Source organism: Streptomyces sp. NPDC086147 (genome assembly GCF_040702165.1).
Taxonomy (GTDB): Bacteria; Actinomycetota; Actinomycetes; order Streptomycetales; family Streptomycetaceae; genus Streptomyces.
Genome location: NZ_JBFBJO010000003.1, coordinates 282,078 through 308,339, shown reverse-complemented (window position 1 = coordinate 308,339; position 26,262 = coordinate 282,078). Strand labels below are relative to the sequence as shown.

Genomic DNA, 26,262 nt, shown 5'->3' with positions numbered 1-26,262 from the left:
TTGCCTTCCCAGGGCCAATCCGGGCAGATTGGTCCGGCGATGGAGCCAATCGATGTCCCCCCGCCCGCCCAGCGCCTTCCCCTCCCCCCTCGCGGTTCTCCTCCGCCTGCCGAGCGCCTTCCCCTCCCCTCCTCCGAGCCCCTTCCTCCTCCCTCCCTCGACGTCCTGGTCGCCCGGCTCGGGCGCTGGTCCGCCGGGCGCGGGCCGCTGTACCTCCTGCTCGCCGCCCGGCTGCGGCGGCTGATCGACGAGGGGGCGCTGCCGCCGGGCACGCTCCTGCCGCCGGACCGGCGGTTCGCGACGGCCCTGGCCGTGGGCCGTACGACGGTGGTCGCCGCCTACGACACGCTGCGGCAGGAGGGACGGCTCGTACGGAGGCAGGGCAGCGGTACGCGGGTGTCGCCGGCCGCGCTGACGGCGAAGCGCCTCCGGGCGGCGGGAGCGGGTACGGGGTCGGGGGTGCCCCGGGTGCGGGAGACGTCGAACCCGCTCTTCCTGCACCTCCTGGAGGCGCCCGACGGCGTGATCCTGCTGAGCTGCGCGGCCCCCGACCGGGCGCCGGACGAGCTGACGGAGGCGTACCGCTCCCTCGAACTGCCCGTCGGGGACATCGGCTACCACCCGGCCGGGCTCGGGGTGCTGCGCGAGGCGGTCGCCGCGCGGTACGCGGCGCGGGGCGTGCCGACCGGGCCGGAGCAGGTCCTGGTGACCACCGGCGCCCAGCAGGGGCTGGCGCTGCTCGCGCGACTGCTGCTCGCGCCCGGGGACGGGGTCCTGGTGGAGGCGCCGACGTATCCGGGGGCGCTCGACCTCTTCCGGGAGGCGGCGGCCGTGCCGCTGCCGGTGGCGGTGGGCCCGGACGGGGTCGACGTGGCGGAGGCGGTGCGGGTGATGGAGCGTCACCGTCCCGCCCTGGCCTATCTGGTGCCCCGCTTCCAGAACCCGACCGGGACCGTGCTCCCGCCGCTCGCCGGGCGCCGGCTCGTCGAGGCGGCGAACGCGCTCGGGGTGCCGCTCGTCGACGACGAGGCGCTCGCCGACCTGGCCTTCGACGCCGGGGCGCCGTGGACGCCGCTCTCGGCGTACGGGGAGGTGGTCGCGGTCGGGTCGCTCAGCAAGGTGGTGTGGGGCGGGATCCGCATCGGCTGGGTGCGCGGCCCGGCCCCGCTGATCGCCCGGCTCGCCCGGCTGAAGGCCCTGCACGACCTGGGCAGCGACGTCCCGGCCCAGCTGGCGGCGGCCCGGATCCTGGACGGTTTCGGGCCGGTCCTGGCGGCGCGGACGCGGGCGGTCCGGGCGGGCCACGCCCATCTGCGGGCCGAGCTGGCGCGGCTGCTGCCGTCCTGGTCCTCCGTCCCGGCGACGGGCGGCCAGACCCTGTGGGTGCGGCTCCCCCACGGCGACGGCGTCTCCTTCGCGCAGCTCGCCCTCCGGCACGGGGTCGCCGTCCTCCCCGGCGCCACCGCCGACGCGCTCGGCGGCAGCGTCCGCCACCTGCGGCTGCACTTCCTTGCGTCCCCGGAGGTGCTGACGGAGGCGGTGCGGAGACTGGCGGCGGCCTGGGCGGAGTACGCCCCGGGTCCGGAACCGGGGCGGGCGGCCCTGCACGCGATCACGGTGTGACGGGCGGGAGGGGCGGGCCTTGCCGGGACCTGGCCGTAGCCCCGCGGGCCCCGCCGGGCCGGGCCCTAGGGTCGCGTCGGCGTCGCCCGCTTCGGCGTCCGCACGCCCAGGACCCGGTCCTTGAGGGCCGGGAAGTCCTCGCGGGTCGTGGCAACCCGGCCGGGGTCGAGCTCGACGCGCAGGACCTCCTCGCCGGGTCCGGCCTCCGCCAGGACCTCGCCCCAGGGGTCGACGACGATCGAGTGTCCGGCCTGCTCGACGCCCGCGTGGGTGCCGGCGGTGCCGCAGGCCAGGACGTACGCCTGGTTCTCGACCGCGCGGGCCCGGGCGAGGAGGGTCCAGTGGCCGCGGCGGCGGGCGGGCCAGCCGGCCGGGACGACGAAGGCCTGGGCGCCCGCGTCGACCAGGCCGCGGAACAGCTCGGGGAAGCGCAGGTCGTAGCAGGTGCCGACGCCGACGGTGAGGTGCGGCAGGTCGACGGTGACCAGGTCCTCCCCGGCGGCCATGAGCACCGCCTCGCCCTGGTCGAAGCCGAAGCGGTGGATCTTCCGGTAGGAGGCGGCGAGTTCGCCGTCGGGGGAGAGGACGAGCGAGGTGTTGTAGAGGGCGCCGGCCTCCGTCTCGACGAAGGAGCCGGCGTGCAGCCAGACCCCGGCGTCCCGGGCGGCCTCGGCCATCGCCCGGTGCGTGGGGCCGTTCAGCGGCTCGGACTCGGCGGCGAAGAGGTCGGACGCGAAGGCGCCGACGGTCCACAGCTCGGGGAGGACGACGAGGTCGGCGTGGCCGGATTCCTCCCGTACGAGGCGCGCCGCGCGGGCGCGGCGGGCGTCGACCGGTTCGTCCGGGTCTACCGCGATCTGGATCAGCGAGGCGCGCACAGTACCACCGTCCTGGCATTCGAGCCGTCAACACCGGCCTACGATCGTCACACGAAAGCACTGCCGGGGTGCCTTCGGGCAGCGTAACTTAGCGTCCGAGCCTCCCACCCAGTCGTGTTTTCAGCCCGCGCACCGAAGAACCGCCGAGGGGTCCCGTGACCGTCCATCCCAGCCTCCAGAACCACGCCGACGCCTGGACGCACGCCGTCGAGGCGATAGCCGAGCTGGTGCAGCCGCTCGTGGAGGGCGAGTGGAACCGGCCGACCCCGTGCCCCGGCTGGTCGGTGCGGGACATCGTGTCGCACGTCATCGGCATGGAGACGGAGATGCTCGGCGACCCCCGGCCGATCCACTCGCTGCCGCGCGACCTCTACCACGTGCGCAGCGACTTCGCGCGCTACATGGAGGTCCAGGTCGACGTGCGGCGCCACCACACGGCGCCGGAGATGACGTCGGAGCTGGAGTACATCCTGATCCGCCGGGCCCGGCAGCTCCGCAACGAGAACCGCTCCCCCGACCGTCTGATCCGCGCCCCGCTGGGCGCCGAGCAGACGCTCGAAGCGGCCTACCGGGAGCGGGCCTTCGACGTGTGGGTGCACGAGCAGGACCTGCGGGCGGCGCTCGGGGTGCCGGGAAACCTGGACTCGCCCGGGGCGCTCGTGGCCCGGGACGTGCTCCTGGAGGCGCTGCCGAAGGTGGTCGCCAAGGACGCGGGCGCGCCGGCCTCCTCGGCGGTGGTGCTGGACGTGACCGGTCCGGTGGAGTTCCTGCGGACGGTGCGGGTGGACGCGGAGGGGCGCGGTTCGATCGACGGCGCGCCCTCGCTCGGCCCGGCGGTGTCGCTCACGACGGACTGGGAGACGTACGTGCGGCTCGCCTGCGGCCGGGTCCGGGCGGCCGACGTGGCGGACCGGGTCAAGGTGGAGGGCGACGAGCGGCTGGCGCGGGCGATCCTCGACAACTTCGCGGTGACGCCCCGATAGCTCCCCCCCTTCGGGTCAGACGGGTACGTGCACGGCCTCCACGCGGCTGGCGACGAGCCGTTCGCGTTCCCTGCGGTGGGTGCGGGCCTTGAGGCGCAGGATCTGCACGACGCCGAGGGCTTCGAGGACGAAGACCGAGGAGAACGCGATCCGGTAGTCGTCGCCGGTCGCGTCGAGCAGTACGCCGACGGCGAGGAGCGTCGTCATCGAGGCGACGAAACCACCCATGTTGACGATGCCGGAGGCGGTTCCCTGACGCTCCGGCGGGTTCGCCGGGCGGGCGAAGTCGAAGCCGATCATCGAGGCGGGTCCGCAGGCCCCGAGGACCAGGCAGAGGGTGACGAGCAGCCACATCGGGGCGTGGTCGCCGGGGTACGCGAGGGTGGTCCCCCACAGCAGGGCGGTGGCCGCGACCGTGCCGAGGGCGAGCGGGGCGCGGGCCGCGTGATGGCGGGCGATGATCTGTCCGTACGCGAGGCCGACGACCATGTTCGAGAGCACGACCAGGGTGAGCAGCGTCCCGGCGGTGGACCGCGACAGGCCCTGCGCCTCGACGAGGTACGGCAGTCCCCACAGGAGCAGGAACACCATGGCCGGGAACTGGGTGGTGAAGTGCACCCACATGCCGAGCCGGGTGCCGGGCTCGCGCCAGGACTCGGCGATCTGGCGGCGGACGTAGGCCGCGCCCGCGTGCTGGGCGGGCCGGGGCTCGTACCCCTCGGGGTGGTCCTTGAGGAAGAGCAGCAGCAGGACGAGGACGAGGACGCCGGCGAAGGAGCTGCCGACGAAGGTGGCGGTCCAGCCGAGTCCGTGCAGGGCGCGGGCGATGAAGACGGTGGAGACCAGGTTCCCGGCCATGCCGAAGAGGGCGGCGACCTGGCCGATGAGCGGGCCGCGCCGGGCGGGGAACCAGCGGCTGCCGAGCCGCAGGACGCTGATGAAGGTCATGGCGTCGCCGCAGCCGAGGAGCGCGCGGGAGGCCAGGGCCGTGCCGTACGACGGGGAGAGCGCGAAGCCGAGCTGGCCGGCGGTGAAGAGGACGACGCCGAGGACCAGGACCTTCTTGGTGCCGAGCCGGTCGACCATGAGGCCGACGGGTATCTGCATGCCGGCGTAGACGAGCAGCTGGAGTATGGAGAAGGTGGAGAGCGCGGAGGCGTTGACGTCGAAGCGGTCGGCGGCGTCGAGTCCGGCGACGCCGAGCGAGGTGCGGAAGATGACGGCGACGAAGTAGACGGCGACGCCGACGCCCCAGACGAGGGCGGCGCGGCGGCCGCCGGGCGGGTCGCCGGGGAGGGTGACGGCGGAGCCGTGTCCGTTGCGGTTGCTCACCGGTCCTCACCCCGGACCAGGACCTTGACCCAGCTGAGGTGCTGGCGGACGCAGTGCGCGGCGCCCTCGGCGTCGCCGGCCTTGATGCGGTCGAGGATCTCGGCGTGCTCGGTGATGTTCTTGGCGACGCGGTCGGGCTGGGACTGCATCACGGCGACGCCCATGCGCAGTTGGCGGTCGCGGAGCTGGTCGTAGAGCCGGGCGAGGATCTGGTTGCCGGCGTACTGGACGATCTCGGCGTGGAAGCAGCGGTCGGTGACGGCGACCTCGGCGAGGTCCCCGGCCTCGGCCCGCCGCTTCTGCTCCTCCAGGAGCTCTTCGAGGCGGGCGATCAGGCCGGCGGGGGCGGGCACGGCCCGGCGGACGGCGAACTCCTCGACGAGGAGCCGGGTCTCGACGACGTCGGCGATCTCCTGCGCGGAGACAGCGAGAACGAGGGCGCCCTTCTTCGGGTAGAGCTTGAGCAGCCCTTCCATCTCCAGCTTGAGCAGCGCCTCGCGGACGGGGGTCCGCGACACTCCCACGGCCGTGGCGAGTTCGCCCTCGGTCAGGAGGGTGCCCCCTTCGTAACGCCGGTCGAGTACGGCCTGCTTGACGTGCATGTAGACGCGATCGGCGGCGGGGGGAGCTGAAGGCATGCGTACAGCATAGATACAACATGGATGCCGCACAGGGCCCCGTCCACATCATGGACGGGGCCCCTATGAGCACGTGCGCCGGTTTCACGTGAAACAACGCGAGTCGGGCGTCACGCCCAGGTGATCAACCGCTTCGGCTGCTCCAGGATCGCGGCGACGTCCGCCAGGAACTTGGAGCCCAGCTCGCCGTCAACCAGGCGGTGGTCGAAGGAGAGGGCCAGGGTGGTGACCTGACGCGGCTTCACCTTGCCCTTGTGGACCCATGGCTGGAGCTTGATCGCGCCGACCGCGAGGATCGCGGACTCGCCGGGGTTGAGGATGGGCGTACCGGTGTCGACGCCGAAGACGCCGACGTTGGTGATGGTGAAGGTGCCGCCCTGCATCGCCGCCGGGGTCGTCTTCCCCTCGCGGGCCGTGGCGACCAGCTCGCTCAGGGACTTCGAGAGCTCGGGCAGGGTCTGGGCGTGCGCGTCCTTGATGTTCGGCACGATCAGACCGCGCGGGGTGGCCGCGGCGATGCCCAGGTTCACGTAGTGCTTGAGGACGATCTCCTGCGCCGCCTCGTCCCAGGCCGCGTTGATCTCCGGATTGCGCCGGACCGCGACCAGGATCGCCTTGGCGATGAGGAGCAGCGGGTTGACCCGCAGGCCCGCCATGTCCTTGTCGGTCTTGAGCTCCTCGACCAGCTTCATCGTGCGCGTGATGTCGAAGGTCACGAACTCGGTGACGTGCGGGGCGGTGAAGGCCGAGCCGACCATCGCCGCCGCCGTGGCCTTCCGCACGCCCTTGATCGGGACACGGGTCTCCCGGGCGCCGGACGTCTCCGTGGTGGGCGCGGCGGCCGGGGCCGCGGCGGGAGCCGGGGCCTGGACCGGGGCCGGAGCCGCGGCCGGGGTCTCGACGGCCGGCGCGGGCGCCGGGGCGGCGGCCGCGTGGACGTCCTCGCGGGTGATGATGCCGTCCGGGCCGGTCGGGACGACCGTCGTCAGGTCGACGCCGAGGTCCTTGGCGAGCTTCCGGACCGGCGGCTTGGCCAGCGGCCGGCCGGCCGCCGACGCGTGCCCGTTGAGCTGCTCGGGCACGGAGACGGCGGCGGGCGCCTGCTGGACGGGAGCGGTCGGGACCACGTCCCCGGACGCCTTGCGGGGGCGCCGCTTGGTGGAGCTGGCGGCCACGCCGTAGCCGACGAGGACCGGCTGGCGGCCCTGCGGCTCGTCCTCCTCGGCCACCGGCTCCGCCGGTACGGCCTGGGCCGCGACGGACTCGGTCACCGGGGCCGCCGGGGCGGGGGGCGCGTCGCCGCCGACGTTCACCGAGATGATGACCTGGCCGACGTCGACCGTCGTGCCCTCGGGGAAGCACAGCTCGTGGACCGTGCCGTCGAACGGGCTCGGCAGCTCGACGGCCGCCTTCGCCGTCTCGACCTCGCACACGACCTGTCCGTCGGTGACGGTGTCACCGGGCTGGACGTACCACTTGAGGATCTCGGCCTCGGTGAGGCCCTCGCCCACGTCGGGCATCTTGAATTCGCGGATCGTCACGGTGCTCTCCTCAGTACGCCAGCGAGCGGTCGACGGCGTCGAGCACGCGGTCGAGACCCGGCAGGTACTCCTCCTCCAGGCGCGCCGGCGGGTACGGCGCGTGGTAGCCGCCGACCCGCAGGACGGGGGCCTCCAGGTGGTAGAAGCAGCGCTCGGTGATGCGGGCGGCGATCTCCGCGCCCGAACCGAAGAACACCGGGGCCTCGTGGACGACGACCAGGCGGCGGGTCTTCTCGACCGAGGCCTGGACGGTGTCGAAGTCGATCGGGGAGATCGAGCGCAGGTCCACGACCTCGATCGACCGGCCCTCCTCGGCGGCGGCCGCGGCCGCCTCCAGACAGGTCTTCACCATCGGGCCGTAGGCGAGGAGGGTGAGGTCCGTGCCCTCGCGGGCGACCCGGGCCTTGTGCAGCTCGCCGGGGATGGCCTCGGTGTCGACCTCGCCCTTGTCCCAGTAGCGGCGCTTGGGCTCGAAGAAGACGACCGGGTCGTCGCTCTGGATCGCCTGCTGGAGCATCCAGTAGGCGTCGGAGGGGGTCGCCGGGGTGACCACCTTGAGGCCCGCGACGTGCGCGAAGAGCGACTCGGGGGACTCGGAGTGGTGCTCGACGGCACCGATGCCGCCGCCGTACGGGATGCGGATGACGACCGGCACCTTCACCGCGCCGAGCGAGCGGGCCCGCATCTTCGCGAGCTGCGTGACGATCTGGTCGTACGCGGGGAAGACGAAGCCGTCGAACTGGATCTCCACGACCGGCCGGTAGCCGCGCAGCGCGAGGCCGATCGCGGTGCCCACGATGCCGGACTCGGCGAGCGGGGTGTCGACGACCCGGTCCTCGCCGAAGTCCTTCTGGAGGCCGTCGGTGATCCGGAAGACGCCGCCGAGCTTGCCGACGTCCAGGCCCATGACGACGACCTTGGGGTCGGTCTCCAGGGCCGTGCGCAGCGACTCGTTGAGCGCCTTCGCGAGGGGAAGCTTCTGAACAGCCATGATTACTCGGCCTCTCCGTTCGCGAAGGACGCCTGGTAGGCGGCGAACTGCGCGCGCTCCTCGTCGACGAGCGCGTGCCCGTCCGCGTACACGTTGTCGAACATCGCCATGTGCTCCGGCACGGGCATGGCGCGGACGACCTCGCGGACGTGCTTGCCGAGGGTCTCGCTCTCCGCCTCCAGCTCCTCGAAGAAGGCCGCGTCCGCGTGGCCCTCGTTCTCCAGGTACACCCTGAGGCGCAGGATCGGGTCCTTGGCCTCCCACTCCTCGCGCTCCGCGTCGCGGCGGTAGCGGGTCGGGTCGTCGGAGGTGGTGTGGGCGGCCATCCGGTAGGTGAACGCCTCGACGAGCGTCGGGCCCTCGCCGCGGCGGGCGCGCTCCAGGGCGGAGCGGGTGACCGCGAGGCAGGCCAGGACGTCGTTGCCGTCGACCCGGACGCCGGGGAAGCCGAAGCCCTGGGCGCGCTGGTAGAGCGGGACGCGGGTCTGCTTCTCGATGGGCTCGGAGATGGCCCACTGGTTGTTCTGGCAGAAGAAGACGACCGGGGCGTTGTAGACCGCGGAGAAGACGAACGACTCGTTGACGTCGCCCTGGCTGGAGGCGCCGTCGCCGAAGTACGCGATCACGGCGGAGTCCGCGCCGTCCTTGGTGATGCCCATGGCGTAGCCGGTGGCGTGCAGGGTCTGCGAGCCGAGGACGATCGTGTACAGGTGGAAATTGTTGCTGTTGGGGTCCCAGCCGCCGTTGTTCACTCCGCGGAACATGCCGAGGAGGTTCGTCGGGTCGACCCCGCGGCACCAGGCGACGCCGTGCTCGCGGTAGGTCGGGAAGACGTAGTCGTCGTCGCGCAGGGCGCGGCCCGAACCGATCTGGGCGGCCTCCTGGCCGAGGAGCGAGGCCCACAGGCCCAGCTCGCCCTGGCGCTGGAGGGAGGTGGCCTCGGAGTCGAAGCGACGGGTGAGGACCATGTCGCGGTAGAGGCCGCGCAGCTCCTCGGCGCTCAGGTCGATGTCGTAGTCGGGATGCTGGACGCGCTCCCCTTCGGGCGTCAGGAGCTGGACGAGCTCGGGCTCCGTCGCTCCCGCCGCGGCGCGCGTGCTCGTCTTCTTGGTGGTGCTCTGGCTCGCGCTTGCGGTGCGCTTGGTGCCGCTGCTGCGTCGCGTCGTCTTGCGCGCGGCAGTGCTCTCCACGGTCACGTGCGTGCTCCTCCGTCGGTCCGGCCCCCGGGTTCGCCGGTGAGGCCAGTGCGGCTCTCCGCCTTATCCGTACCCTTCGCACGGGGTGGGTGCGACGCGGCCGGGGTCGGGCGTGACAAGTGCCCCGGCGAGCGCCCTGTCATAGGCACGTTACCCACAGCGCCGCATTCCCGCGAAACCCTTCTTGACCTGCGATTTTGCTTGGATTTCCAAGTAAATCGAGAAAAGTGGGAACAGCGGCTGGTCAGCGCGTCGGCAGCGGCTTGGAGGGCCGCCGGAACAAGCGGCACGTTATCCCGCGCACCCCGGGCGCGGGAAGAGCCAATATGTGAGACTGACCGGGTGCGCGAAGAAGGAAAAATCCGGGTATTTCTGCTGGACGACCACGAAGTCGTCCGGCGCGGCGTCCACGAGCTGCTCTCCGTGGAGGGCGACATCGAGGTGGTCGGCGAGGCCGGCACGGCGGCGGACGCGCTGGTCAGGATCCCCGCGTCCCGTCCGGACGTCGCGGTGCTCGACGTGCGCCTCCCGGACGGCAGCGGCGTCGAGGTGTGCCGGGAGGTCCGCTCCCGGGACGAGGACGTCAAGTGCCTGATGCTGACCTCGTTCGCGGACGACGAGGCCCTCTTCGACGCGATCATGGCCGGGGCCTCGGGCTACGTCCTCAAGGCCATCCGGGGGAACGAGCTCCTGAACGCGGTGCGGGACGTGGCGGCCGGAAAGTCTCTGCTCGACCCGGTGGCGACCGCCCGGGTCCTGGAGCGGCTGCGCGACGGGAACACCCCCAGGAGTGACGACAAGCTCGCCGCCCTGACGGACCAGGAGCGCAGGATCCTGGACCTGATCGGCGAGGGCCTGACCAACCGGGTCATCGGCGAGCGGCTCCACCTCGCGGAGAAGACCATCAAGAACTACGTCTCCAGCCTGCTGTCGAAGCTGGGCATGGAGCGGCGCTCGCAGGCGGCGGCGTACGTGGCGCGGAGGCAGGCCGAGAGGCGCTGAACCGGTCCGCTTCGGGACCTACGTCCCGCCCCGAGGGGGGCGGGGGCCCCTTCTCGGACACCCGGCGGTGACGGAGAGTGGAAGACATGTCCACCGACGAGATCCGCGCCATCGAGCTGCTGCACCGCGTGTCGTACGGCCGGGTGGCGACGAGCGTGCGGGCGATGCCCTTCGTCGCCCCGGCCCGCCACGTCGTGGTGGACGGCCGGGTCCTGCTCCGGATGCACGAGGGCCTCGGCTACCACGGCGCCTGCGACGGCGGCGTCGTCGCGTACGGGGCGGACAACTTCGGCACGGGCGCCGAGCACGTCTGGTCCGTGCAGCTCTGCGGCACCGCGAGGGTCGTCGAGCCGACCGGGGAGGAACGCGCGGCCTTCGGTCCCGAACCGGAGCTGGTGGACGGCGAGCCCTTCGTCGCGGTCTACCTGCGGATCGAACCCCGGTTCGCGACGGTGCACGCGCTCGACTACGCGAGCGAGGCGCCGGAGACCCTGCCGACGGCCCGTTCCGTACGGCGACACCTGCACCACGTAGCGTGATCTAACATCTGGCGGGTGCCGCGCTCATCTGAAACCCTCTCCCCGCCGACCGGCGCACCGCCACCGCCCGCCCGCCCGGCCACCGCCCCGCCGCCCCGGCCCACCGCTGTCCGACCCACCGGCGTCCGGCCCGCCGGCGTCCCGCCCGTCGACGCCCTGCTGCGCCGGCACCGGCACGCCGGGGAGCCGCTGGCCTGCGTGCCGGTCACCGAGGGGCTGCTCAACCGCGGTTTCCGCCTCACCACCACCCGCGGCACCTACTTCCTCAAGCAGCACCTGGACGCCGCCACCGCCGACCGGGCCACGGTCGCCCGCCAGCACCGCGCCACCCAGCGGCTGCACGCCCTCGGCCTGCCTGTCGCCCCGCCGCTCGCCGACGCCCGGGGCCGTACGGTCGCCGTCGTCGGCGGCCACTGCTACGCCCTGCACCCCTGGGTTGAGGGCCGCCACCGGCACGGCGGCCAACTCTCCACCGGTGGCTGCCGCCGCCTCGGCGCCCTCCTCGGGCAGGTCCACACCGCGCTCGACCGGGTGATGGGCGCCCCGGGGCCCGACGGCCCCGGCGGGACGGACGCGGAGGCGTGCGCGAGCGCGGACCCCCAGGACACCTTCCGGGCCATCGACGAGCTGATCCGCCTCGTCCGCGCGCACCGCCCCCGCGACAGCTTCGACGCGCTCGCCGAGCACCGGCTCAGGGAGCGCCGCGGGCTGCTCGCCCAGCACGCCCACCACCGGCCCCCGGCCGCCTCGGCCGCCGGCTGGGTGCACGGCGACTTCCACCCGCTGAACCTGCTCTACCGGGGCACGAAGCCCGCCGCGATCGTCGACTGGGACCGGCTCGGGCTCCGCCCGAGGGCCGAGGAGGCGGTCAGGGCCGCCGCCATCTTCTTCGTACGACCGGAGGGCGAGCTGGCCCTGGGGAAGGTACGGGCCTACGCGCGCGCGTACCGGCGGGCGACGGGCGCCGACGGCGCCGAGCTGGCGGCTGCGGCGCACCGGGTGTGGTGGGAACGGCTCAACGACTTCTGGACCCTGCGCTGGCGCTACCAGCTGCACGACCGGAGGGCCGACGCGCAGTTCCCCGCGGTGTCGGCCCTGGCGGTCTGGTGGACCCGCGAGTACGAGGCGGTGCGGGAGGCCTTCGCGGGCTGAGCCCGGCGCTCGTCGGGCCCCGTGGTGGGTCCACCGGGCCCGGAGGCCTTCGCGGGGCGAGCCCGGCGCTTCCGCCGAACCCGCCCGTCAGCCTGTCGAGCCCCGTCAGCCCGTCAGCCGGAGGTGCCGGTGGTGGCCGTCGGCTGCGTGCCCGTGCCGCCGTCGCCGCCGTCACCACCGCCGTCGCCGCCCCCCGAGGGGTTGCCGTCGGTCGGCTCGGAGGTCGCCGTGCTCGTGGGACGGGTCGTCGGCTCGCCCGTCTTCGTGGGCGTGTCCGTGGGATCGACCGGCGGCGTGGTGGTCGGCTCGGTCGGCGTCTCGGTGGTCGGCCGGCCCGTGGGCCAGTTCGGCTGCCGCGTCGGCTGCTCGGTCCACGGCTCCCGCGTCGAACCGCCGGTGGACGTGCCCGGGTCCTGCGTCGGGTCCTCGGAGGGCTTCTCCGAGGGCGTGGGCTCCTCCGAGGCCTTCGTCGACGGCGAGGTGCTGACGGTCGGCGTCTTGTTCTCCGTACCGCCGCCGCCGTTCCCGCCCGCCTTGCTGAGGGCGAACGCGACTCCGGCGACCACCGCGACCACCGCGAGCGCGGCGAACAGCCACATCTTGCCGCGGCCGCCGCCACCGCCCTGCGACCCGTACGAGCCGCCCTGGCCGTAGCCCCCGCCGCCCGTGCCGCCGTCATAACCGCCGTCGTCGGGGTTCATCGGCGGGAGGATCGGGCGCTGCGCGGTCTCCCCGTGCGTCGGGTGGCCCATCGCGGTCGTCGCGGCCACGCCGCCGGCCGGGGTCCGCCCGCCGTCGTGCACCTCGATCGGGCCGGTGTTCCACGTGCCGGTGTAGCCGCCCTGCTGCTGGAGCATCTGGAGGGCGTACTGGATGAGCCCGCGCATCTCCTCGGCGCTCTGGAACCGGTCGTCCGGCTCCTTCGCGAGCGAGCGCATCACCAGGCCGTCCAGCTCCGGCGGCACGGACCCGGTCACGTCGGACGGCGGGACCGGCACGTCCTGGACGTGCTGGTAGACGACGGACAGCGGGGTCTCGCCGGTGAAGGGGGGACGCAGCGCGAGGAGTTCGTAGAGGAGGCAGCCCGTCGCGTACAGGTCGGAGCGGTGGTCGACGGCCTTGCCGAGCGCCTGCTCGGGGGAGAGGTACTGCGGCGTGCCCATGACCATGCCGGTCTGGGTCATCGTCGACTGCGCGCCGTGCAGGGCGCGGGCGATGCCGAAGTCCATGACCTTGACGGCGCCGCCGTGGGTGATGATCACGTTCGCCGGCTTGATGTCGCGGTGCACGATGCCGTGCTGGTGCGAGTAGGCCAGCGCCTCCAGGACCCCGGAGACGATGATCAGGGCCTGCTCGGGGCCGGGCGCCTCGGCGCTCAGCAGCAGGTCACGGATGGTGCGGCCCTCGACCAGCTCCATCACGATGTACGGCACGGGGCGGCCGCCCACCAGGTCCTCGCCGGAGTCGTACACGGCGACGATCGCGTGGTGGTTGAGGCCCGCGACGGACTGCGCCTCGCGCGTGAAGCGGGCCTTGGAGACCGGGTCCTCGGCGAGGTCGGCGCGCAGCAGCTTGACGGCCACGGTGCGGCCGAGCCGTACGTCCTCCGCCGCGAACACCTCGGCCATGCCGCCGCGTCCCAGACGGTGCGTCAGCCGGTAGCGGCCGTCGCCGACGACGCCGCCGACGCCCCAGGATTCCGCGGACGCGTCCGGCACACCGCCACCTGCTCCGGATTCGGGTGCCATCAGTCCTCGCCGTCGTCTGTCGTGCCGTGTCCAGTCGTCACGCTACAGGCTCCGTACGACATCACGGTCCGAGATGGACCGGCCATCCAATCCCGTTCACGTACACCTGTGCAAATTCGACGCTTTCCCGCACCGGTTCGGAAACGCTTCCTGTGCGGAGGGTCACGTAACGGGCACCCGGCTTGACGGGTCACCGCCCTGGGGCAGACTTGGCCGGGAAATCCATGTCGACGTCGCCACGCGCGCGTGTAGGGGGAGCACAGATGAGCCAGGACGGCGGACAGGGCCGCTACGCGGGCGGTTCGGTCGCGGGCGGCCGGTACCAGCTGCGCGATCTTCTCGGCGAGGGCGGCATGGCGTCGGTGTACCTGGCGTACGACACCGCCCTCGACCGGCAGGTCGCCATCAAGACGCTGCACACGGAGCTCGGCCGGGAGCAGTCCTTCCGCGAGCGGTTCCGGCGCGAGGCGCAGGCCGTGGCGAAGCTCTCCCACACCAACATCGTCTCGGTCTTCGACACCGGCGAGGACACCCTCGACGGCGCCGTCATGCCGTACATCGTCATGGAGTACGTGGAGGGGCAGCCGCTCGGCTCGGTCCTCGCGGCGGACGTGCGGCAGTACGGCGCGATGCCGGCCGACAAGGCACTGAAGGTCACGGCCGACGTGCTCGCCGCCCTGGAGGTCAGCCACGAGATGGGGCTGGTCCACCGGGACATCAAGCCGGGCAACGTGATGACGACCAGGCGCGGCGTGGTCAAGGTCATGGACTTCGGCATCGCGCGGGCCATGCAGTCGGGGGTGACCTCGATGACCCAGACCGGCATGGTCGTCGGCACTCCCCAGTACCTCTCCCCCGAGCAGGCCCTCGGCCGCGCGGTGGACGCCCGCTCCGACCTCTACTCGGTCGGCATCATGCTCTTCCAGCTCCTCACGGGCCGGCTCCCCTTCGACGCCGACTCCCCGCTCGCCATCGCGTACGCACACGTGCAGGAGGAGCCGGTCGCCCCGTCCTCCGTCAACCGTTCGGTGACGCCGGCGATGGACGCGCTCGTCGCCCGCGCGCTCCGGAAGAACCCGAACGAGCGGTTCCCGAGCGCGGCGGCCATGCGCGACGAGTGCCTGCGGGTCCTGTCGGCCGGGCAGACAAGCGCCCCCGTGATCGTCGCGGGCGGCCCCGTCAGCAGCGGCGCGGGCGTCGGCTCGGCGGTCTTCCCGCCGGTCGGCCAGACCTCGCCGCCCGGCCCGTACTCCACGCCGCACGGCGTGCAGCAGCCGTACGCGCCGACGCCGCAGCCGGGCCCGTACGGCCCCGTGACCCCGGCGCCCGCCCCGTCGTACGGCTACCCGCAGCAGGCCCCGACGCCCGCCCCGTACGCCCAGGCCCCGACCCCCGCGCCGTACGCCCGGACGCACGCGCCCGCCCCGGCGGGCGGCGGCTCCCGGCGGAACACCCCGGTGGTCGTCGGTGCGATCGCGGTCGCCGTGATCGCGGTCGGCGGCCTGGTCCTGGCGCTCAACCTGGACAAGGGCGAGAAGGACCCGCAGGCGGGGAGGACCGGCGGCACGGGCACCCAGCAGAGCCAGTCGGCGACGCCGGGCCACAAGGGCCCCGACCTGACCAAGACCATCGACGTGAAGAAGTGCACCCAGCCGAGGGAGTCGAGCAGCGACCCCGAGAAGTTCGAGGTGCCCAACTTCAAGTACCGGAACATCCAGTCGGTGAAGGACTGCGTCCAGGCCGCCGGGTGGAAGATCAAGGTCCAGACCCCGGTGGACGAGGCGACGTACGGCGAGGGCACGGTCCTGGAGCAGTACCCGTCGGCCGGTACGGACATCGACGCCAAGGACGCGGAGTTCACCCTCCAGATCTCGACGGGCAACCCGCCGCAGTAGGTCCCGGGGGTTCCGTGGGCCCCGGGGATCCCGGGGCGGTCTCGGGGGTCGGGCGGGTCCTGTGATTCCCGGAGGTCTCGCCGCGGCGGGCCCCCGGGGGATTCCCGTCTCCCTCTCCGGGCGCGTACCGGATGCCGGAATCATCCCGACATGTGACGCTGAGCCGAAGACCTCGGCGGCTCGGTACGGGAGGGGGTCACCCGGTGACTCCAGTACTCCGCGGGGCGCGGGCCCGAGCCCTGCGCCCCGCACTCATCTGCGCGTTCACCTGCGCCTGCGCCCTGTACGCCGCCCCCCTCGCGCATCCGGAGGGGCCCCCCGCCGCCACGGCGGGGACCACGGCCCCGGCGCCCACCGGCACCACCCCGGCCCCCTCCGCCTCCTCCTCCGCGGCCCCGCCGGGCATCCCCTCCGCGACCGCTCCGCCGTCGGCCCCCGCGTCCGCATCGGCGTCCGCCTCCGCTCCCGTCTCCGCTTCGGCTCCCGCGTCCGCCTCCGGTGCCGCCTCCGTCCCGCCGGGGCGCGTCGGAGCCGTGGTCCCGCCCGCTCCCGCGCCCGCCGGTGCCGGAGCGGCCTCCCCGGTCACGCAGACCGGGCCCTCCGGCGTCCCCGCGCCGGAGCCCTCCGCCTCCCTCGCGGGCCGGCCCGCCGCCGAGGGCAGGGTCCGGCCCGGCCGCACCGAGACCGCCCCGACGCCCCCGGAAAGCTCCTCCCGTACCGAAACCGCTACGGAATCGGAGCCGTGGGAGGACGCGGAGGAGGAGGGCGGAGCGGTACGCGAGGAGGAGCCCGCGCCGCCCGAGGCCGCGCCCGCCAGCCTGTCCGACGTCGCACCCGAAATGGACAACGAGGCCGCCTCCGACCTCGTTCACCAGCGGATTCCCGTGCTCACCCTGGGAGTGGGGCTGGCCCTGATGGGGCTCGGGATCGGTTTTCTGGGGCTTCGGATGCGCCGCCGCTGAGGGCCGGAGTCCCCCTTGAGTGGGACCTCCCGCTTCCGCCTCAGGTCGGTTGTCCGCGGCGGCATACCCGGTATACATACTGAGTATGTCCATCCGCCACGGGCTCCTCGCCCTCCTCGAACGCGGTCCGCGCTACGGCTCCCAGCTCCGTACGGAGTTCGAGTCCCGCACCGGTTCCACCTGGCCGCTCAACGTCGGCCAGGTCTACACGACCCTCAACCGCCTGGAGCGCGACGGAATGGTCGCGCAGGGCGGCGAGGACGAGGCCGGGCACACGCTCTACGCGATCACCGACAGCGGGCGCGCCGAGCTGAGGACCTGGTTCGAGAAGCCGGTGGACCGCACCAGCCCCGCCCGTGACGAGCTCGCGATCAAGCTCGCCATGGCGGTGGGCGCGCCCAGCGTCGACATCCGCGACGTCATCCAGTCCCAGCGCCGCCACACCGTGCAGGCGATGCAGGACTACACCCGGCTCAAGGCCCAGGCGCTCCTGGCCGTCGAGGGCGGCGGGAGCCTGGAGCGGGACGACGTGGCCTGGCTGCTCGTCCTGGAGCAGCTGATCTTCCAGACGGAGGCCGAGGCGCGCTGGCTGGACCACTGCGAGTCCCGGCTGATCCGCCTCTCGGCGACCGCGCGCTCGGCACCGGACGCCGAGGCCCCGGCGCCCGCCCCGGCCCCCGCCGCGCGGTCGGGCGCCCGGGCCGCCCGCACCCGTTCGTGACTCCGGGAGCACTGCGCACCCGTCCATGACTCCGGGGCGCGCCGACCGCCCGTCTGCGCCCCTTCGTCCGTCCGGCGCATCCGTACCTCCGCACTTCCGACGCATCCGTACTTCCGACGCACCACCTTCCACCGCACGCTCCGTACCCGGCCGACCGCCCGGTGCGCCCAAGGGGGGAACCCTTCCATGTCCGCACAGCAGCCCGTGCTGCAACTGAAGAACCTGACCCGGGTCCACGGCTCGGGCGCCACCGAGGTGCACGCCCTGCGCGGCATCGACCTCGCCGTGTACCCCGGTGAGCTCGTCGCCGTCATGGGCCCGTCCGGCTCCGGCAAGTCCACCCTGCTCACCATCGCGGGCGGCCTGGACTCCCCCACCTCGGGCGAGGTGATCGTCGAGGACACCGACATCACCAAGGTCGGCATCAAGCAGCTCGCGGCCCTGCGCCGCCGCAGCATCGGCTACGTCTTCCAGGACTACAACCTCATCCCGGCCCTCACCGCCGCCGAGAACGTCGCCCTGCCGCGCGAGCTGGACGGGACCTCCGCCCGCAAGGCGCGCGTCGAGGCCCTCGCCGCCCTGGAGGAGATGGCGCTCGGGCACCTCGCCGACCGCTTCCCCGACGAGATGTCCGGCGGTCAGCAGCAGCGCGTGGCCATCGCCCGCGCCCTGGTCGGCGACCGCCGTCTGGTCCTCGCCGACGAGCCGACCGGCGCCCTCGACTCCGAGACCGGCGAGTCCGTCCTCGCCCTGCTCCGCTCCCGCTGCGACGCGGGCGCCGCCGGCGTCCTCGTCACCCACGAGCCCCGGTTCGCCGCCTGGGCCGACCGCGTCGTGTTCCTGCGGGACGGCGCCATCGTCGACCAGACCGTGCGCAGCGAGGCCGACTCCCTCCTCTCGGGCCGGGTGGCGGAAGCGTGAAGACCTGGTTCCACTCCTGGCGGGCCGCGATCCGCATCGCCCGCCGCGACGCCTGGCGCGCCAAGGGCCGCAGCGCCCTCGTCCTCGCGATGATCGCCCTGCCCATCCTGGGCGTCAGCGCCTTCGACCTGACCTTCCGCAGCTCGGAGCTGTCCCCCGCCGAGAAGGCGGACCGGACGATCGGCGCGGCCGACGCGCGCTTCCGGGACGCCGACATGGCCGGCGTGCCGATCCTCCAGGACCCGGCCGGTGAGATGAGCGCGCCGGCCAGGAAGGAGGACGACGAGCGGTGGCCGTCGGGCAGCACCGACGTCAGCAAGACCTTCCCCGCGGGCGCCACCGTCCTCACGGACCGCGTCGGGTCGGCCAAGCTGACCACGTCCCACGGCCTGCTCATGACCGAGGTGCGCGAGCTGAAGGCGTCCGACCCGGTCGCCCGCGGCATCATGCCGCTCCTGGAGGGGCGCTACCCGGAGAAGAGCGACGAGGTCATGGCGACCTCGCACTTCCTGGAGACCAGCGGTCTGTCGATCGGCTCGACCCTTTCCGCTCGCAACTTCGAGCGTCCGTATCGGATCGTCGGCTCCTACGAACTTCCCGACTCGCTCAAGGCGGATCAGGTCAACGCGCTTCCCGGCGCCTTCCTCGCCCCGTACGCGACGGCCGTCCAGAAGGCCGGTCTGCCGGCCCCCGGCTCCTCCGTCTCGTACCTGGTGCGGAAGTCCGGTGGTTTCACGTGGAACACCGTCCAGGAGATCAACACCAAGGGCGTCCTGGTCGCCTCGCGCGCCGTGCTCCTCTCCCCGCCCGCCGACGCCGACGTGCCGCTCTACCAGAAGGACGGCTGGGGCAACTACGAGGTCGGGCCCGGGGGACGGGCCGCCGAACTCGCCGCCGTCGCGACCGTCGTGGGCCTGGCGATGCTGGAGATCTGCCTCCTCGCCGGACCCGCCTTCGCGGTCGGCGCCCGCCGCTCGCGCCGCCAGCTCGGTCTGGTCGGTGCCAACGGCGGTGCCCGCAGCCACATCCGGGCGATCGTGCTGAGCGGCGGTCTGGTCATCGGCGTCGCGGCGGCCGTCGTCGGCACCCTGCTCGCCGTGGCCCTGACCCTGGCGCTCCAGCCGCTCCTCGAACAGGCGATGGGCCAGCGGTTCGGCTCCTTCGACGTCCGGCCGCTCGAACTCCTCGCCATCGCGCTGCTCGCGGTCCTGACCGGTCTGCTCGCCGCGATCGTCCCAGCCGTCACCGCCTCCCGGCAGAGCGTCCTCTCCTCGCTCACCGGCCGGCGCGGTGTCCGCCGCGGCAGCCGGGTGCTGCCGGTAATCGGCCTCGTGGCCCTCCTGCTCGGCGGGTCCGTCGCCCTCCTCGGCTCCCTCGTCACCGAGCAGGTCGCCGTGGTGGCGGCCGGCTCCGCCCTCGCCGAGCTGGGCGTCGTCGCGATGACCCCGGCCCTGGTGGGCCTGTTCGGACGCACCGGACGCTGGATGCCGCTCTCCCCGCGCCTGGCGCTGCGGGACGCCGTCCGCAACCGGGGCCGTACGGCTCCGGCCGTCGCCGCCGTGCTCGCCGCCGTCGCGGGGACGGTCGCCGTCTCCACGTACATGGCCAGCAGGGAGGCCGAGAACAGGGCCTCGTACGAGCCCAAGCTGCCGTACGGCGTCGCCGCCGCCTTCGTCCGCGAAGAGGGCGGCCGGGACGTCCCGGCGGTCCGCGAGGCCGTCCAGCGGTACCTTCCCGTCGAGCTGCGCGCCGACGTCGACCGCGTCACGGTCGGCAAGCCCGGCTGTGCCCCGTGGAGCAACGACGCGGGCTGCGGACGCTTCGAGGTCGTCGTGCCCCCGGCGAACGAGTGCCCGCTGTACGTGTCGGTCCCGGGCGGCGGCGACCCCGCGGAGAAGTTCACGCCCGACCAGCGGCGGAAGATGCTCACCGAGGACTGGCGCTGCAAGGAGTCCTTCCACAGCGGGATCTACGTCGACGGCGGTCTGCTCGTCGGTGACGCCACGCTCCTCAAGGTGCTCGGCGTCGACGACCCCGGGGCCGAGAAGGCCCTCGCCGACGGCAGGATCGTCACCTTCGACCGGGCCCAGATCGACAAGAACGGCACCATCGGGCTCAAGCAGATCACCGACACCACCGCCGCCGACAAGGCCATGGAGGAAGGCCGTCCCGCACCCGGCAAGGTCAGCTCCGTGCCCGCCTACCTGGTGCCCGGCGGCAAGAACTCCTACGGGCTCCAGGCCGTGATGACCCCGGCCGCGGCCAAGGCCGCCGGTCTCTCCACCGTGCCGCTGGGCGTGTACGCCGCCACCGACCGGCTCCCGGACGGCGAGCAGCGGCAGAAGCTCGACGGCGAGATCGCCAAGCTCGGCAGCGACGTCGAGCTGCATGTGGAGGAAGGTTTCGTCAACGAGTACGGCATCGTCCTGCTCTCGCTGGCGATCTTCGCGGGCCTCGTCACCATCGGCGCCGCCGGCATCGCCACCGGGCTCGCCCAGGCCGACGCCGAGGCCGACCTGAAGACGCTCGCCGCCGTGGGCGCCCCGCCCCGGGTCCGCCGCACGCTCAGCGGTTTCCAGTGCGGGGTCGTCGCCGCGATGGGCGTGGTCCTCGGCTCGGCCGCCGGACTGCTGCCCGCCGTGGGGCTCCGGCTCACCGAGGAGCGCGACCAGCTCCGCTACCACGAGCAGAGCATCGCCGAGGGCTGGACCGGAACCGACGCGGTGCCGCCGGACCTGCCGATCGTCGTCCCGTGGGAGACGCTGGCCGTCCTGCTCGTCGCCGTGCCGCTGGGCGCCGCCCTGCTCGCCGCCCTGGTGACCCGCTCGCGCGGCGCGCTGGCCCGGCGCGCGGCGACCTGACGCTCTTCGCCGCCCATCTGTGCCCCTGTACGAGGGTGGATCACCCTCGTACAGGGGCACACCCCGTGGTGAAGCACGTGTACGAGAGAATGGCGGCATGGAGATGCCGAGGAATGACAGGTCGCAGGAGAGCCCCCAGGTCCTCATCGTGGGACAGGACGGGATGGCGCTCGGCGGCACTCAGGGCGACGACGAATCCCGCGAGGTCCCGGTGACGGAAATGGTCGAGCAGCCTGCGAAGGTCATGCGGATCGGCAGCATGATCAAGCAGCTCCTGGAAGAAGTACGCGCGGCTCCTCTGGACGAGGCCAGCCGGGTCAGGCTCAAGGACATCCACGCCAGCTCCGTGAAGGAGCTGGAGGACGGGCTCGCGCCCGAACTGGTCGAGGAACTGGAGCGGCTCTCCCTGCCGTTCACGGACGAGGCGATCCCCTCCGAGGCGGAGCTGCGCATCGCGCAGGCGCAGCTGGTGGGCTGGCTGGAGGGCCTCTTCCACGGCATCCAGACGGCGCTGTTCGCCCAGCAGATGGCGGCCCGCGCCCAGTTGGAGCAGATGCGCCGGGCCCTGCCGCCGGGGGCCGGTCACGACGATGACGACGACCACGGCCCGGGCCACGCGGTCCGCTCGGGGCCGTACCTGTAGGTCGTACGGCGGTCGTACGCACAGGGGCCCGGCACACACACCGTGTGCCGGGCCCCTGTGCGTAACGGGTCAGGCGCCGGGAGCGAGGAGCAGGACCTTGCCGACGTGGTCGCCGGCCTCCAGCGCCCGGTGCGCGTCGGCGGCCTCCGGCAGCGGCACCGTGCGGTCGACGACCGGCCGGATCGTGCCCGCCTCGATCAGCGGCCAGACGTGCTCCCGGACGGCGGCGACGATCGCCGCCTTCTCCTGCGGCGGACGGGACCGCAGCGTGGTCGCCATGACGGCACCGCGCTTCGCGAGCAGCGCCCCGAGGTTCAGCTCGCCCTTCACCCCGCCCTGGAGGCCGATGATCACCAGGCGCCCGTTCACGGCGAGCGCCTTCACGTTCCGTTCCAGGTACTTGGCGCCGACGATGTCCAGGATGACGTCCGCCCCGGCCCCGTCCGTCGCCCCGGCCAGCTCCTCGACGAAGTCCTGCTCGCGGTAGTCGATGAGGACGTCCGCGCCCAGCTCGGCGCAGCGCGCCAGCTTCCCGGGGCTTCCGGCGGTGACCACGACCCGGGCCCCGACCGCCTTCGCGAGCTGGATCGCCATCGTGCCGATCCCGCTCGCGCCGCCGTGCACGAGGAGCGTCTCGCCCGGCCGCAGATGGGCGATCATGAAGACGTTGGACCAGACCGTGCACGCCACCTCGGGGAGCGCGGCGGCCGTGGCCAGGTCGAGGCCCTTGGGCACCGGCAGGAGCTGACCGGCCGGGACCACGACCTTCTCCGCGTAGCCGCCGCCGGTGAGCAGCGCGCACACCTCGTCGCCGACGGCCCAGCCGGACACCCCGGGGCCGAGCGCGGCGATCCGGCCCGAACACTCCAGGCCGGGGTACGGGGAGCTGCCCGGCGGCGGGTCGTAGAAGCCCTGGCGCTGGAGCAGGTCGGCGCGGTTGACCGCGCTCGCCACCACCTCGACGAGCACCTCGCCCTCGCCGGGTACGGGATCGGGCACCTCGGACCAGACCAGGGCCTCGGGTCCGCCGGGTTCCGGAATCGTGATCGCATGCATGGCGGCGAGGCTACTCCGGCGATCACCGCCGGGACGGGTGCGCCGTGGTGGATCCGTCCCGGCGGACAGACTCAGTCCTCCGGCGGGGTGGAGAGCCGGGTCACCGGCGTGGCGCGCACGATGGTGATCACCCGGTCGGTGGCCTGGAGCGGACCGGCGGCGGGGTCGTCGTAACTGAGCAGGCGGTGGCCCCGGAGCACGCTCACCACCAGGTCCTCGGTCTCCCGGGGGCCCTTGCCCACCTCGCTCTTGGTCACGGGGCGGTCGACCAGGTCGAGCCCGGAGCCCTGCTGGATCAGGTCCTCCATCACCGTGCCGGCGCTGGGACTGAGTACCGAGAGGCCGAGCAGGCGTCCGGCGGCGCTGGCGCTGGTGATGACCGCGTCCGCGCCGGACTGGCGCAGCAGCGGCGCGTTCTCCTCCTCACGGACGGCGGCGACGATCTTCGCGCCCCGGTTGAGCTGGCGCGCGGTCAGGGTGACCAGGACGGCCGTGTCGTCGCGCTGGGTGGCGATGACGATCTGTCGGGCCCGCTGCACCTCGGCGCGGAGCAGTACGGCGCTGCGGGTCGCGTCGCCGATGACGCCGACGAAACCGTCCGCGTTCGCCGTCTCGATCACCTTGCTGGAGGGATCGACGATGACGATCTGCTCCTTGCTGAGCCCGGTCGCGCAGAGGGTCTGGATCGCGGACCGCCCCTTCGTGCCGAACCCGACGATGACGGTGTGGTCGCGCAAGGTGGACCTCCAGCGATTCAGCCGGAACTCCTCCCGGGTCCGCTCGGTGAGGACCTCCAGGGTGGTACCGACCAGGATGATCAGAAACAGCACGCGCAGGGGCGTGACCAGCAGGATGTTGACGAGCCGCGCCGAGTCGCTGTACGGGACGATGTCGCCGTACCCGGTGGTGGAGAGCGTCACGGTCGCGTAGTAGGCGCAGTCGAGGAAGTCGAGCGCCTCGTCGGCGTTGTCGTGGTAGCCGTCCCGGTCGAAGTAGACGAGGAGGATCGTCACGAAGAGGACGCCGAGCGCCATGAGCAGCCGCTTGCCGACCTGGCGGAGCGGCCGCTCCACCTCCCGGCGGGGCAGGGTGACCCGCGGGCCGGAGATCTTCTCCTCCGCCTGGCGGGCCATCACGTCACGACTGGGAAGTTTCACGTGAAACACGCTCCTTGGGCCGGTACGGCCCCCGCCGTCGGCGGCCAGGGAAGATCGAGGACGTCCAGTTCCTGTCCGGGCCGTGCCCCGCCGGGCGGGACGACGGCCAGGCCGTCCGCGGCGGCGATGCCGCGGAGCATGGCCGGACCGTTGTAGCGCAGCGGAACGGCCGACCCGCTGCGGCGGACGACCGGGACGAGTCGTGTGTCATGGGGGTGCCCGTGCACCTCGTCCCGAACGGGCACACGGTACGGCACGGGGGTGCGGGCCTCTGATCCGGCCCCGTCCTCGGGGCGGCTCCCGCCCTCGGCGAGGGGGTCGGCCCCCGTGGGAGGTACGGGCTCGGTCAAAGCGTCGAGCAGCGGGGCGGCGAGGGTGAGGAGCCCGGAGACGGCCGCGAGCGGGTTGCCGGGCAGGCCGACGAGATGGCGTACGTGGAGCGGGCGGGCGGGGTCGGCGCCGAGGCGGGCGAGGAGCATGGGGTGCCCCGGCCGCACCTTCACCCCGTCGACCAGGAGCGTGGCACCGGCCTTGTCGAGCACGCGGTGGACGTGGTCCACGGGCCCGGCGGCGGTGCCCCCGGTGGTGACGACCAGATCGGCGGCGGAGCCGGTGACGGCCGCGTACAGCGCTTCGGCGTCGTCGCCGATCCTGCGGGTGGCGAGGACGTCCGCGCCGAGCGCCGCCAGCCAGGGGCCGAGCATCGGGCCGAGGGCGTCCCGGATGAGGCCCTCGCGGGGGAGACCGGAGGCGAGGAGCTCGTCGCCGAGGACCAGGACCTCCACGCGGGGGCGGGGCAGCACGGGGAGTTCGTCGTATCCGGCGGCCGCGGCGAGGCCGAGGACGGCGGGGGTGACGAGGGTGCCGGCGGGCAGCAGCGCGTCGCCGGTGCGGCACTCCTGGCCCCGGGAACGGATGTCCTGCCCGGCGACGACCTCGCGCAGGGCGTGCAGCAGCGCGTGACGCCCGCCGCCCGAGTGCTCGGTACGGGCGTACTCCGTGCGGGGAGGTTCGGTGTCGGAGGGCCCCGTGCGGGGAGGTTCGGTCTCGGAGGGCCCCGTGCGGGGTGGTTCGGTGCGGGCGTGCTCCGTGCGGGAGTGCTCGCTCCGGAGGACGGCCGTGGTCCCGGGCGGGACGGGGGCGCCGGTGGCGATCCGTACCGCCTCGCTGTCGGCCAGGGCTGCGGCCGGGGCGTGCCCGGCGAGGACCGCGGTCCCCTCGCGCACGCGCCAGGGTCCGGGGCCCGCGACCGCCCAGCCGTCCATGGCGGAGGTGTCGAAGGGGGGCAGGTCGGCGAGGGCCGTGAGCGGTTCCGTCAGGACCTGGCCGAGCGCCTTCGCCGACGGGAGCGCCGACGGCTCCCGGCCGGCCCGGGCCGCGATCCCGGCCCGGCGCGCGGCGGCCCGCGCCTCGGGCCAGGCGGTGGCCCGGTGCGGGTGCCCGGCTCCGGCGCCACCGGCGGGTGCGGCGGGGTGGGGCGCGTCGTCGGCGGATCCGGGGGCCACGGGAGCGGGCTCCTTCAGGCTCATCCGGCCCCGTCCTGCTCGGCTTCCCAGCGCAGGGCGAGCGCCGCGGCCTTGCGGGCTGCCTCCGCGACCGCCTCCGGGCCGCCCTCGCCAGCACGCGCCGCCGCGTATCCCACCAGGAAGGTGGTCAGGGGCGCGGCGGGGCGGGCCACGTTGTGGGCGGCGTCGCGGGCCAGATCGAGCAGTACGCCGGTGTCGACGTCCAGCTCGATGCCCAGTTCGTCCTTGACTGCGGTGATCCATTCATCCAGCACGCTCCCATGCTCCCTGATGCGGGCGCGGGCCGTGGCGATGTCCTCCCAGGTGTCGCAGTCGAAGGAGGCGAGAGGGCCCGCGGGGAGCCGGGCGAGCCGGAGCGCGTGCGTGAGGCGGCGCAGGGGGAGACGGGCGAGACCGCCGTGCTCGTGCGCGAGCCGGTCCAGCTCGCGCCGCAGCGGACCGGACCGGTACGCGGCGACGAGCGGCTGGTCGCGCCCCTCGGCGTCGGTGAGGAGCACGGCCTCGGTCCCGGGGTCCTCGTCCAGCGCGCCGAGGAGGCTCCGTACGGTGGCGCCGTCCAGGAAGGGCAGGTCGGCGGAGAGGACGAGCAGGACGGCGGCCTCCGTCTTCCGCGCCCCCGCGTCGAGGGCGGCCACCGGGCCGCCGCCGGGCGGGTCCTCCCCGGTCCAGCGGACGGGGCGGCCGGTCGGCCGGGGGGAGCCGACGACCACGGTCCGGCCGGCGTCGGAGCAGGCCGCGAGCACCCGGTCGAGGAGGGTCCGGCCGCCGACCCGTACCCCGGGCTTGTCGGTGCCGCCGAGGCGCCGGGCGGCGCCCCCGGCGAGCACGACGGCGTCGTATGCGGTGGTCACCCCAGCAGTATGGGCCGCCGGGACCACGGACGCCCGGCCCGTCCCA

General features: G+C 73.7%; 22 protein-coding genes. 11 read left to right on the top strand and 11 right to left on the bottom strand.

Going from position 1 to position 26,262, the window contains the following annotated elements; translation table 11 throughout:
* Nucleotides 1-39: 39 nt before the first annotated feature.
* The gene (locus tag AB0398_RS09475) at nt 40-1,623 is read left to right on the top strand and encodes a PLP-dependent aminotransferase family protein (RefSeq protein WP_366373303.1); all 1,584 of its coding nucleotides are present in this window, start codon (nt 40-42) and stop codon (nt 1,621-1,623) included.
* Nucleotides 1,624-1,688: 65 nt separating this feature from the next.
* Here AB0398_RS09475 and AB0398_RS09470 read toward each other — a convergent pair whose 3' ends face one another.
* Nucleotides 1,689-2,501 (bottom strand): carbon-nitrogen family hydrolase, encoded by an 813-nt coding sequence (locus AB0398_RS09470; RefSeq protein WP_366373302.1) that lies wholly within the window; start codon nt 2,499-2,501, stop codon nt 1,689-1,691.
* Between the two features lie 155 nt (nt 2,502-2,656).
* On the opposite strand from AB0398_RS09470, the gene AB0398_RS09465 reads away from it, so the two are divergent.
* Nucleotides 2,657-3,484 carry a maleylpyruvate isomerase family mycothiol-dependent enzyme gene (locus AB0398_RS09465; protein ID WP_366373301.1) on the top strand — a complete coding sequence of 276 codons (828 nt, stop codon included), beginning with the start codon at nt 2,657-2,659 and terminating at the stop codon, nt 3,482-3,484.
* A gap of 15 nt (nt 3,485-3,499) precedes the next feature.
* On the opposite strand, the gene AB0398_RS09460 is transcribed toward AB0398_RS09465, so the two are convergent.
* The 5 genes from AB0398_RS09460 to pdhA all read right to left on the bottom strand — a co-directional run bounded on the left by AB0398_RS09460 (nt 3,500) and on the right by pdhA (nt 9,182).
* Entirely contained in the window at nt 3,500-4,816 is a 1,317-nt protein-coding gene (locus tag AB0398_RS09460) for an MFS transporter (protein ID WP_366373299.1), read from the bottom strand.
* Nucleotides 4,813-5,454: a GntR family transcriptional regulator gene (locus AB0398_RS09455; protein ID WP_366373298.1), complete on the bottom strand. Its 642-nt coding sequence runs from the start codon at nt 5,452-5,454 to the stop codon at nt 4,813-4,815. Before AB0398_RS09455 ends, AB0398_RS09460 begins: the two co-directional genes overlap by 4 nt.
* 110 nt (nt 5,455-5,564) lie before the next feature.
* Nucleotides 5,565-6,974 (bottom strand): dihydrolipoamide acetyltransferase family protein, encoded by a 1,410-nt coding sequence (locus tag AB0398_RS09450; protein ID WP_366373718.1) that lies wholly within the window; start codon nt 6,972-6,974, stop codon nt 5,565-5,567.
* 31 nt (nt 6,975-7,005) lie between these two features.
* Nucleotides 7,006-7,986: an alpha-ketoacid dehydrogenase subunit beta gene (locus tag AB0398_RS09445; protein ID WP_366373297.1), complete on the bottom strand. Its 981-nt coding sequence runs from the start codon at nt 7,984-7,986 to the stop codon at nt 7,006-7,008.
* 2 nt (nt 7,987-7,988) lie between these two features.
* Nucleotides 7,989-9,182: a pyruvate dehydrogenase (acetyl-transferring) E1 component subunit alpha gene (gene pdhA, locus AB0398_RS09440; RefSeq protein WP_366373296.1), complete on the bottom strand. Its 1,194-nt coding sequence runs from the start codon at nt 9,180-9,182 to the stop codon at nt 7,989-7,991.
* A gap of 342 nt (nt 9,183-9,524) precedes the next feature.
* Here pdhA and AB0398_RS09435 point away from each other — a divergent pair, with 342 nt between their 5' ends.
* The 3 genes from AB0398_RS09435 (at nt 9,525) to AB0398_RS09425 (ending at nt 11,875) form a co-directional block, all read left to right on the top strand.
* Entirely contained in the window at nt 9,525-10,184 is a 660-nt protein-coding gene (locus AB0398_RS09435; RefSeq protein WP_366373294.1) for a response regulator transcription factor, read from the top strand.
* Between the two features lie 86 nt (nt 10,185-10,270).
* Nucleotides 10,271-10,723 (top strand): pyridoxamine 5'-phosphate oxidase family protein, encoded by a 453-nt coding sequence (locus AB0398_RS09430; protein ID WP_366373293.1) that lies wholly within the window; start codon nt 10,271-10,273, stop codon nt 10,721-10,723.
* Nucleotides 10,724-10,879: 156 nt separating this feature from the next.
* Nucleotides 10,880-11,875, top strand: coding sequence for a phosphotransferase (locus AB0398_RS09425; protein WP_366373716.1), 996 nt, complete (start codon nt 10,880-10,882; stop codon nt 11,873-11,875).
* A gap of 113 nt (nt 11,876-11,988) precedes the next feature.
* On the opposite strand, the gene AB0398_RS09420 is transcribed toward AB0398_RS09425, so the two are convergent.
* A complete protein-coding gene (locus AB0398_RS09420) occupies nt 11,989-13,623 on the bottom strand; it encodes a protein kinase (protein ID WP_366373292.1) in 1,635 nt (544 codons plus the stop codon).
* Nucleotides 13,624-13,886: 263 nt separating this feature from the next.
* Here AB0398_RS09420 and AB0398_RS09415 point away from each other — a divergent pair, with 263 nt between their 5' ends.
* From AB0398_RS09415 to AB0398_RS09390, 6 genes are all read left to right on the top strand, one after another.
* Nucleotides 13,887-15,518, top strand: a complete 1,632-nt coding sequence (locus AB0398_RS09415; protein ID WP_366373291.1) for a protein kinase — start codon at nt 13,887-13,889, stop codon at nt 15,516-15,518.
* A gap of 203 nt (nt 15,519-15,721) precedes the next feature.
* On the top strand, nt 15,722-16,480 hold the full coding sequence (locus tag AB0398_RS09410) for a hypothetical protein (RefSeq protein ID WP_366373289.1): 759 nt from the start codon (nt 15,722-15,724) through the stop codon (nt 16,478-16,480).
* An 85-nt stretch (nt 16,481-16,565) separates the two neighbouring features.
* Complete coding sequence (locus AB0398_RS09405; RefSeq protein ID WP_366373287.1) at nt 16,566-17,201, top strand: PadR family transcriptional regulator; 636 nt, start codon at nt 16,566-16,568, stop codon at nt 17,199-17,201.
* Nucleotides 17,202-17,387: 186 nt separating this feature from the next.
* Nucleotides 17,388-18,122: an ABC transporter ATP-binding protein gene (locus tag AB0398_RS09400; protein ID WP_366373285.1), complete on the top strand. Its 735-nt coding sequence runs from the start codon at nt 17,388-17,390 to the stop codon at nt 18,120-18,122.
* The gene (locus AB0398_RS09395; protein ID WP_366373283.1) at nt 18,119-20,983 is read left to right on the top strand and encodes an FtsX-like permease family protein; all 2,865 of its coding nucleotides are present in this window, start codon (nt 18,119-18,121) and stop codon (nt 20,981-20,983) included. The genes AB0398_RS09400 and AB0398_RS09395 overlap by 4 nt, the downstream gene beginning before the upstream one ends.
* Before the next feature lie 97 nt (nt 20,984-21,080).
* On the top strand, nt 21,081-21,626 hold the full coding sequence (locus tag AB0398_RS09390) for a bacterial proteasome activator family protein (RefSeq protein ID WP_030206591.1): 546 nt from the start codon (nt 21,081-21,083) through the stop codon (nt 21,624-21,626).
* 69 nt (nt 21,627-21,695) lie between these two features.
* Here the strand turns inward: AB0398_RS09390 and AB0398_RS09385 are convergent, their stop codons facing one another.
* From AB0398_RS09385 to AB0398_RS09370, 4 genes are all read right to left on the bottom strand, one after another.
* Nucleotides 21,696-22,682, bottom strand: coding sequence for an NAD(P)H-quinone oxidoreductase (locus AB0398_RS09385; protein WP_366373281.1), 987 nt, complete (start codon nt 22,680-22,682; stop codon nt 21,696-21,698).
* 71 nt (nt 22,683-22,753) lie between these two features.
* Nucleotides 22,754-23,839, bottom strand: a complete 1,086-nt coding sequence (locus AB0398_RS09380) for a potassium channel family protein (RefSeq protein WP_366373279.1) — start codon at nt 23,837-23,839, stop codon at nt 22,754-22,756.
* Nucleotides 23,836-25,344 carry a molybdopterin molybdotransferase MoeA gene (locus AB0398_RS09375; RefSeq protein ID WP_366373277.1) on the bottom strand — a complete coding sequence of 503 codons (1,509 nt, stop codon included), beginning with the start codon at nt 25,342-25,344 and terminating at the stop codon, nt 23,836-23,838. Before AB0398_RS09375 ends, AB0398_RS09380 begins: the two co-directional genes overlap by 4 nt.
* A 20-nt stretch (nt 25,345-25,364) precedes the next feature.
* On the bottom strand, nt 25,365-26,216 hold the full coding sequence (locus AB0398_RS09370; protein WP_366373275.1) for an NTP transferase domain-containing protein: 852 nt from the start codon (nt 26,214-26,216) through the stop codon (nt 25,365-25,367).
* Nucleotides 26,217-26,262 lie beyond the last annotated feature (46 nt).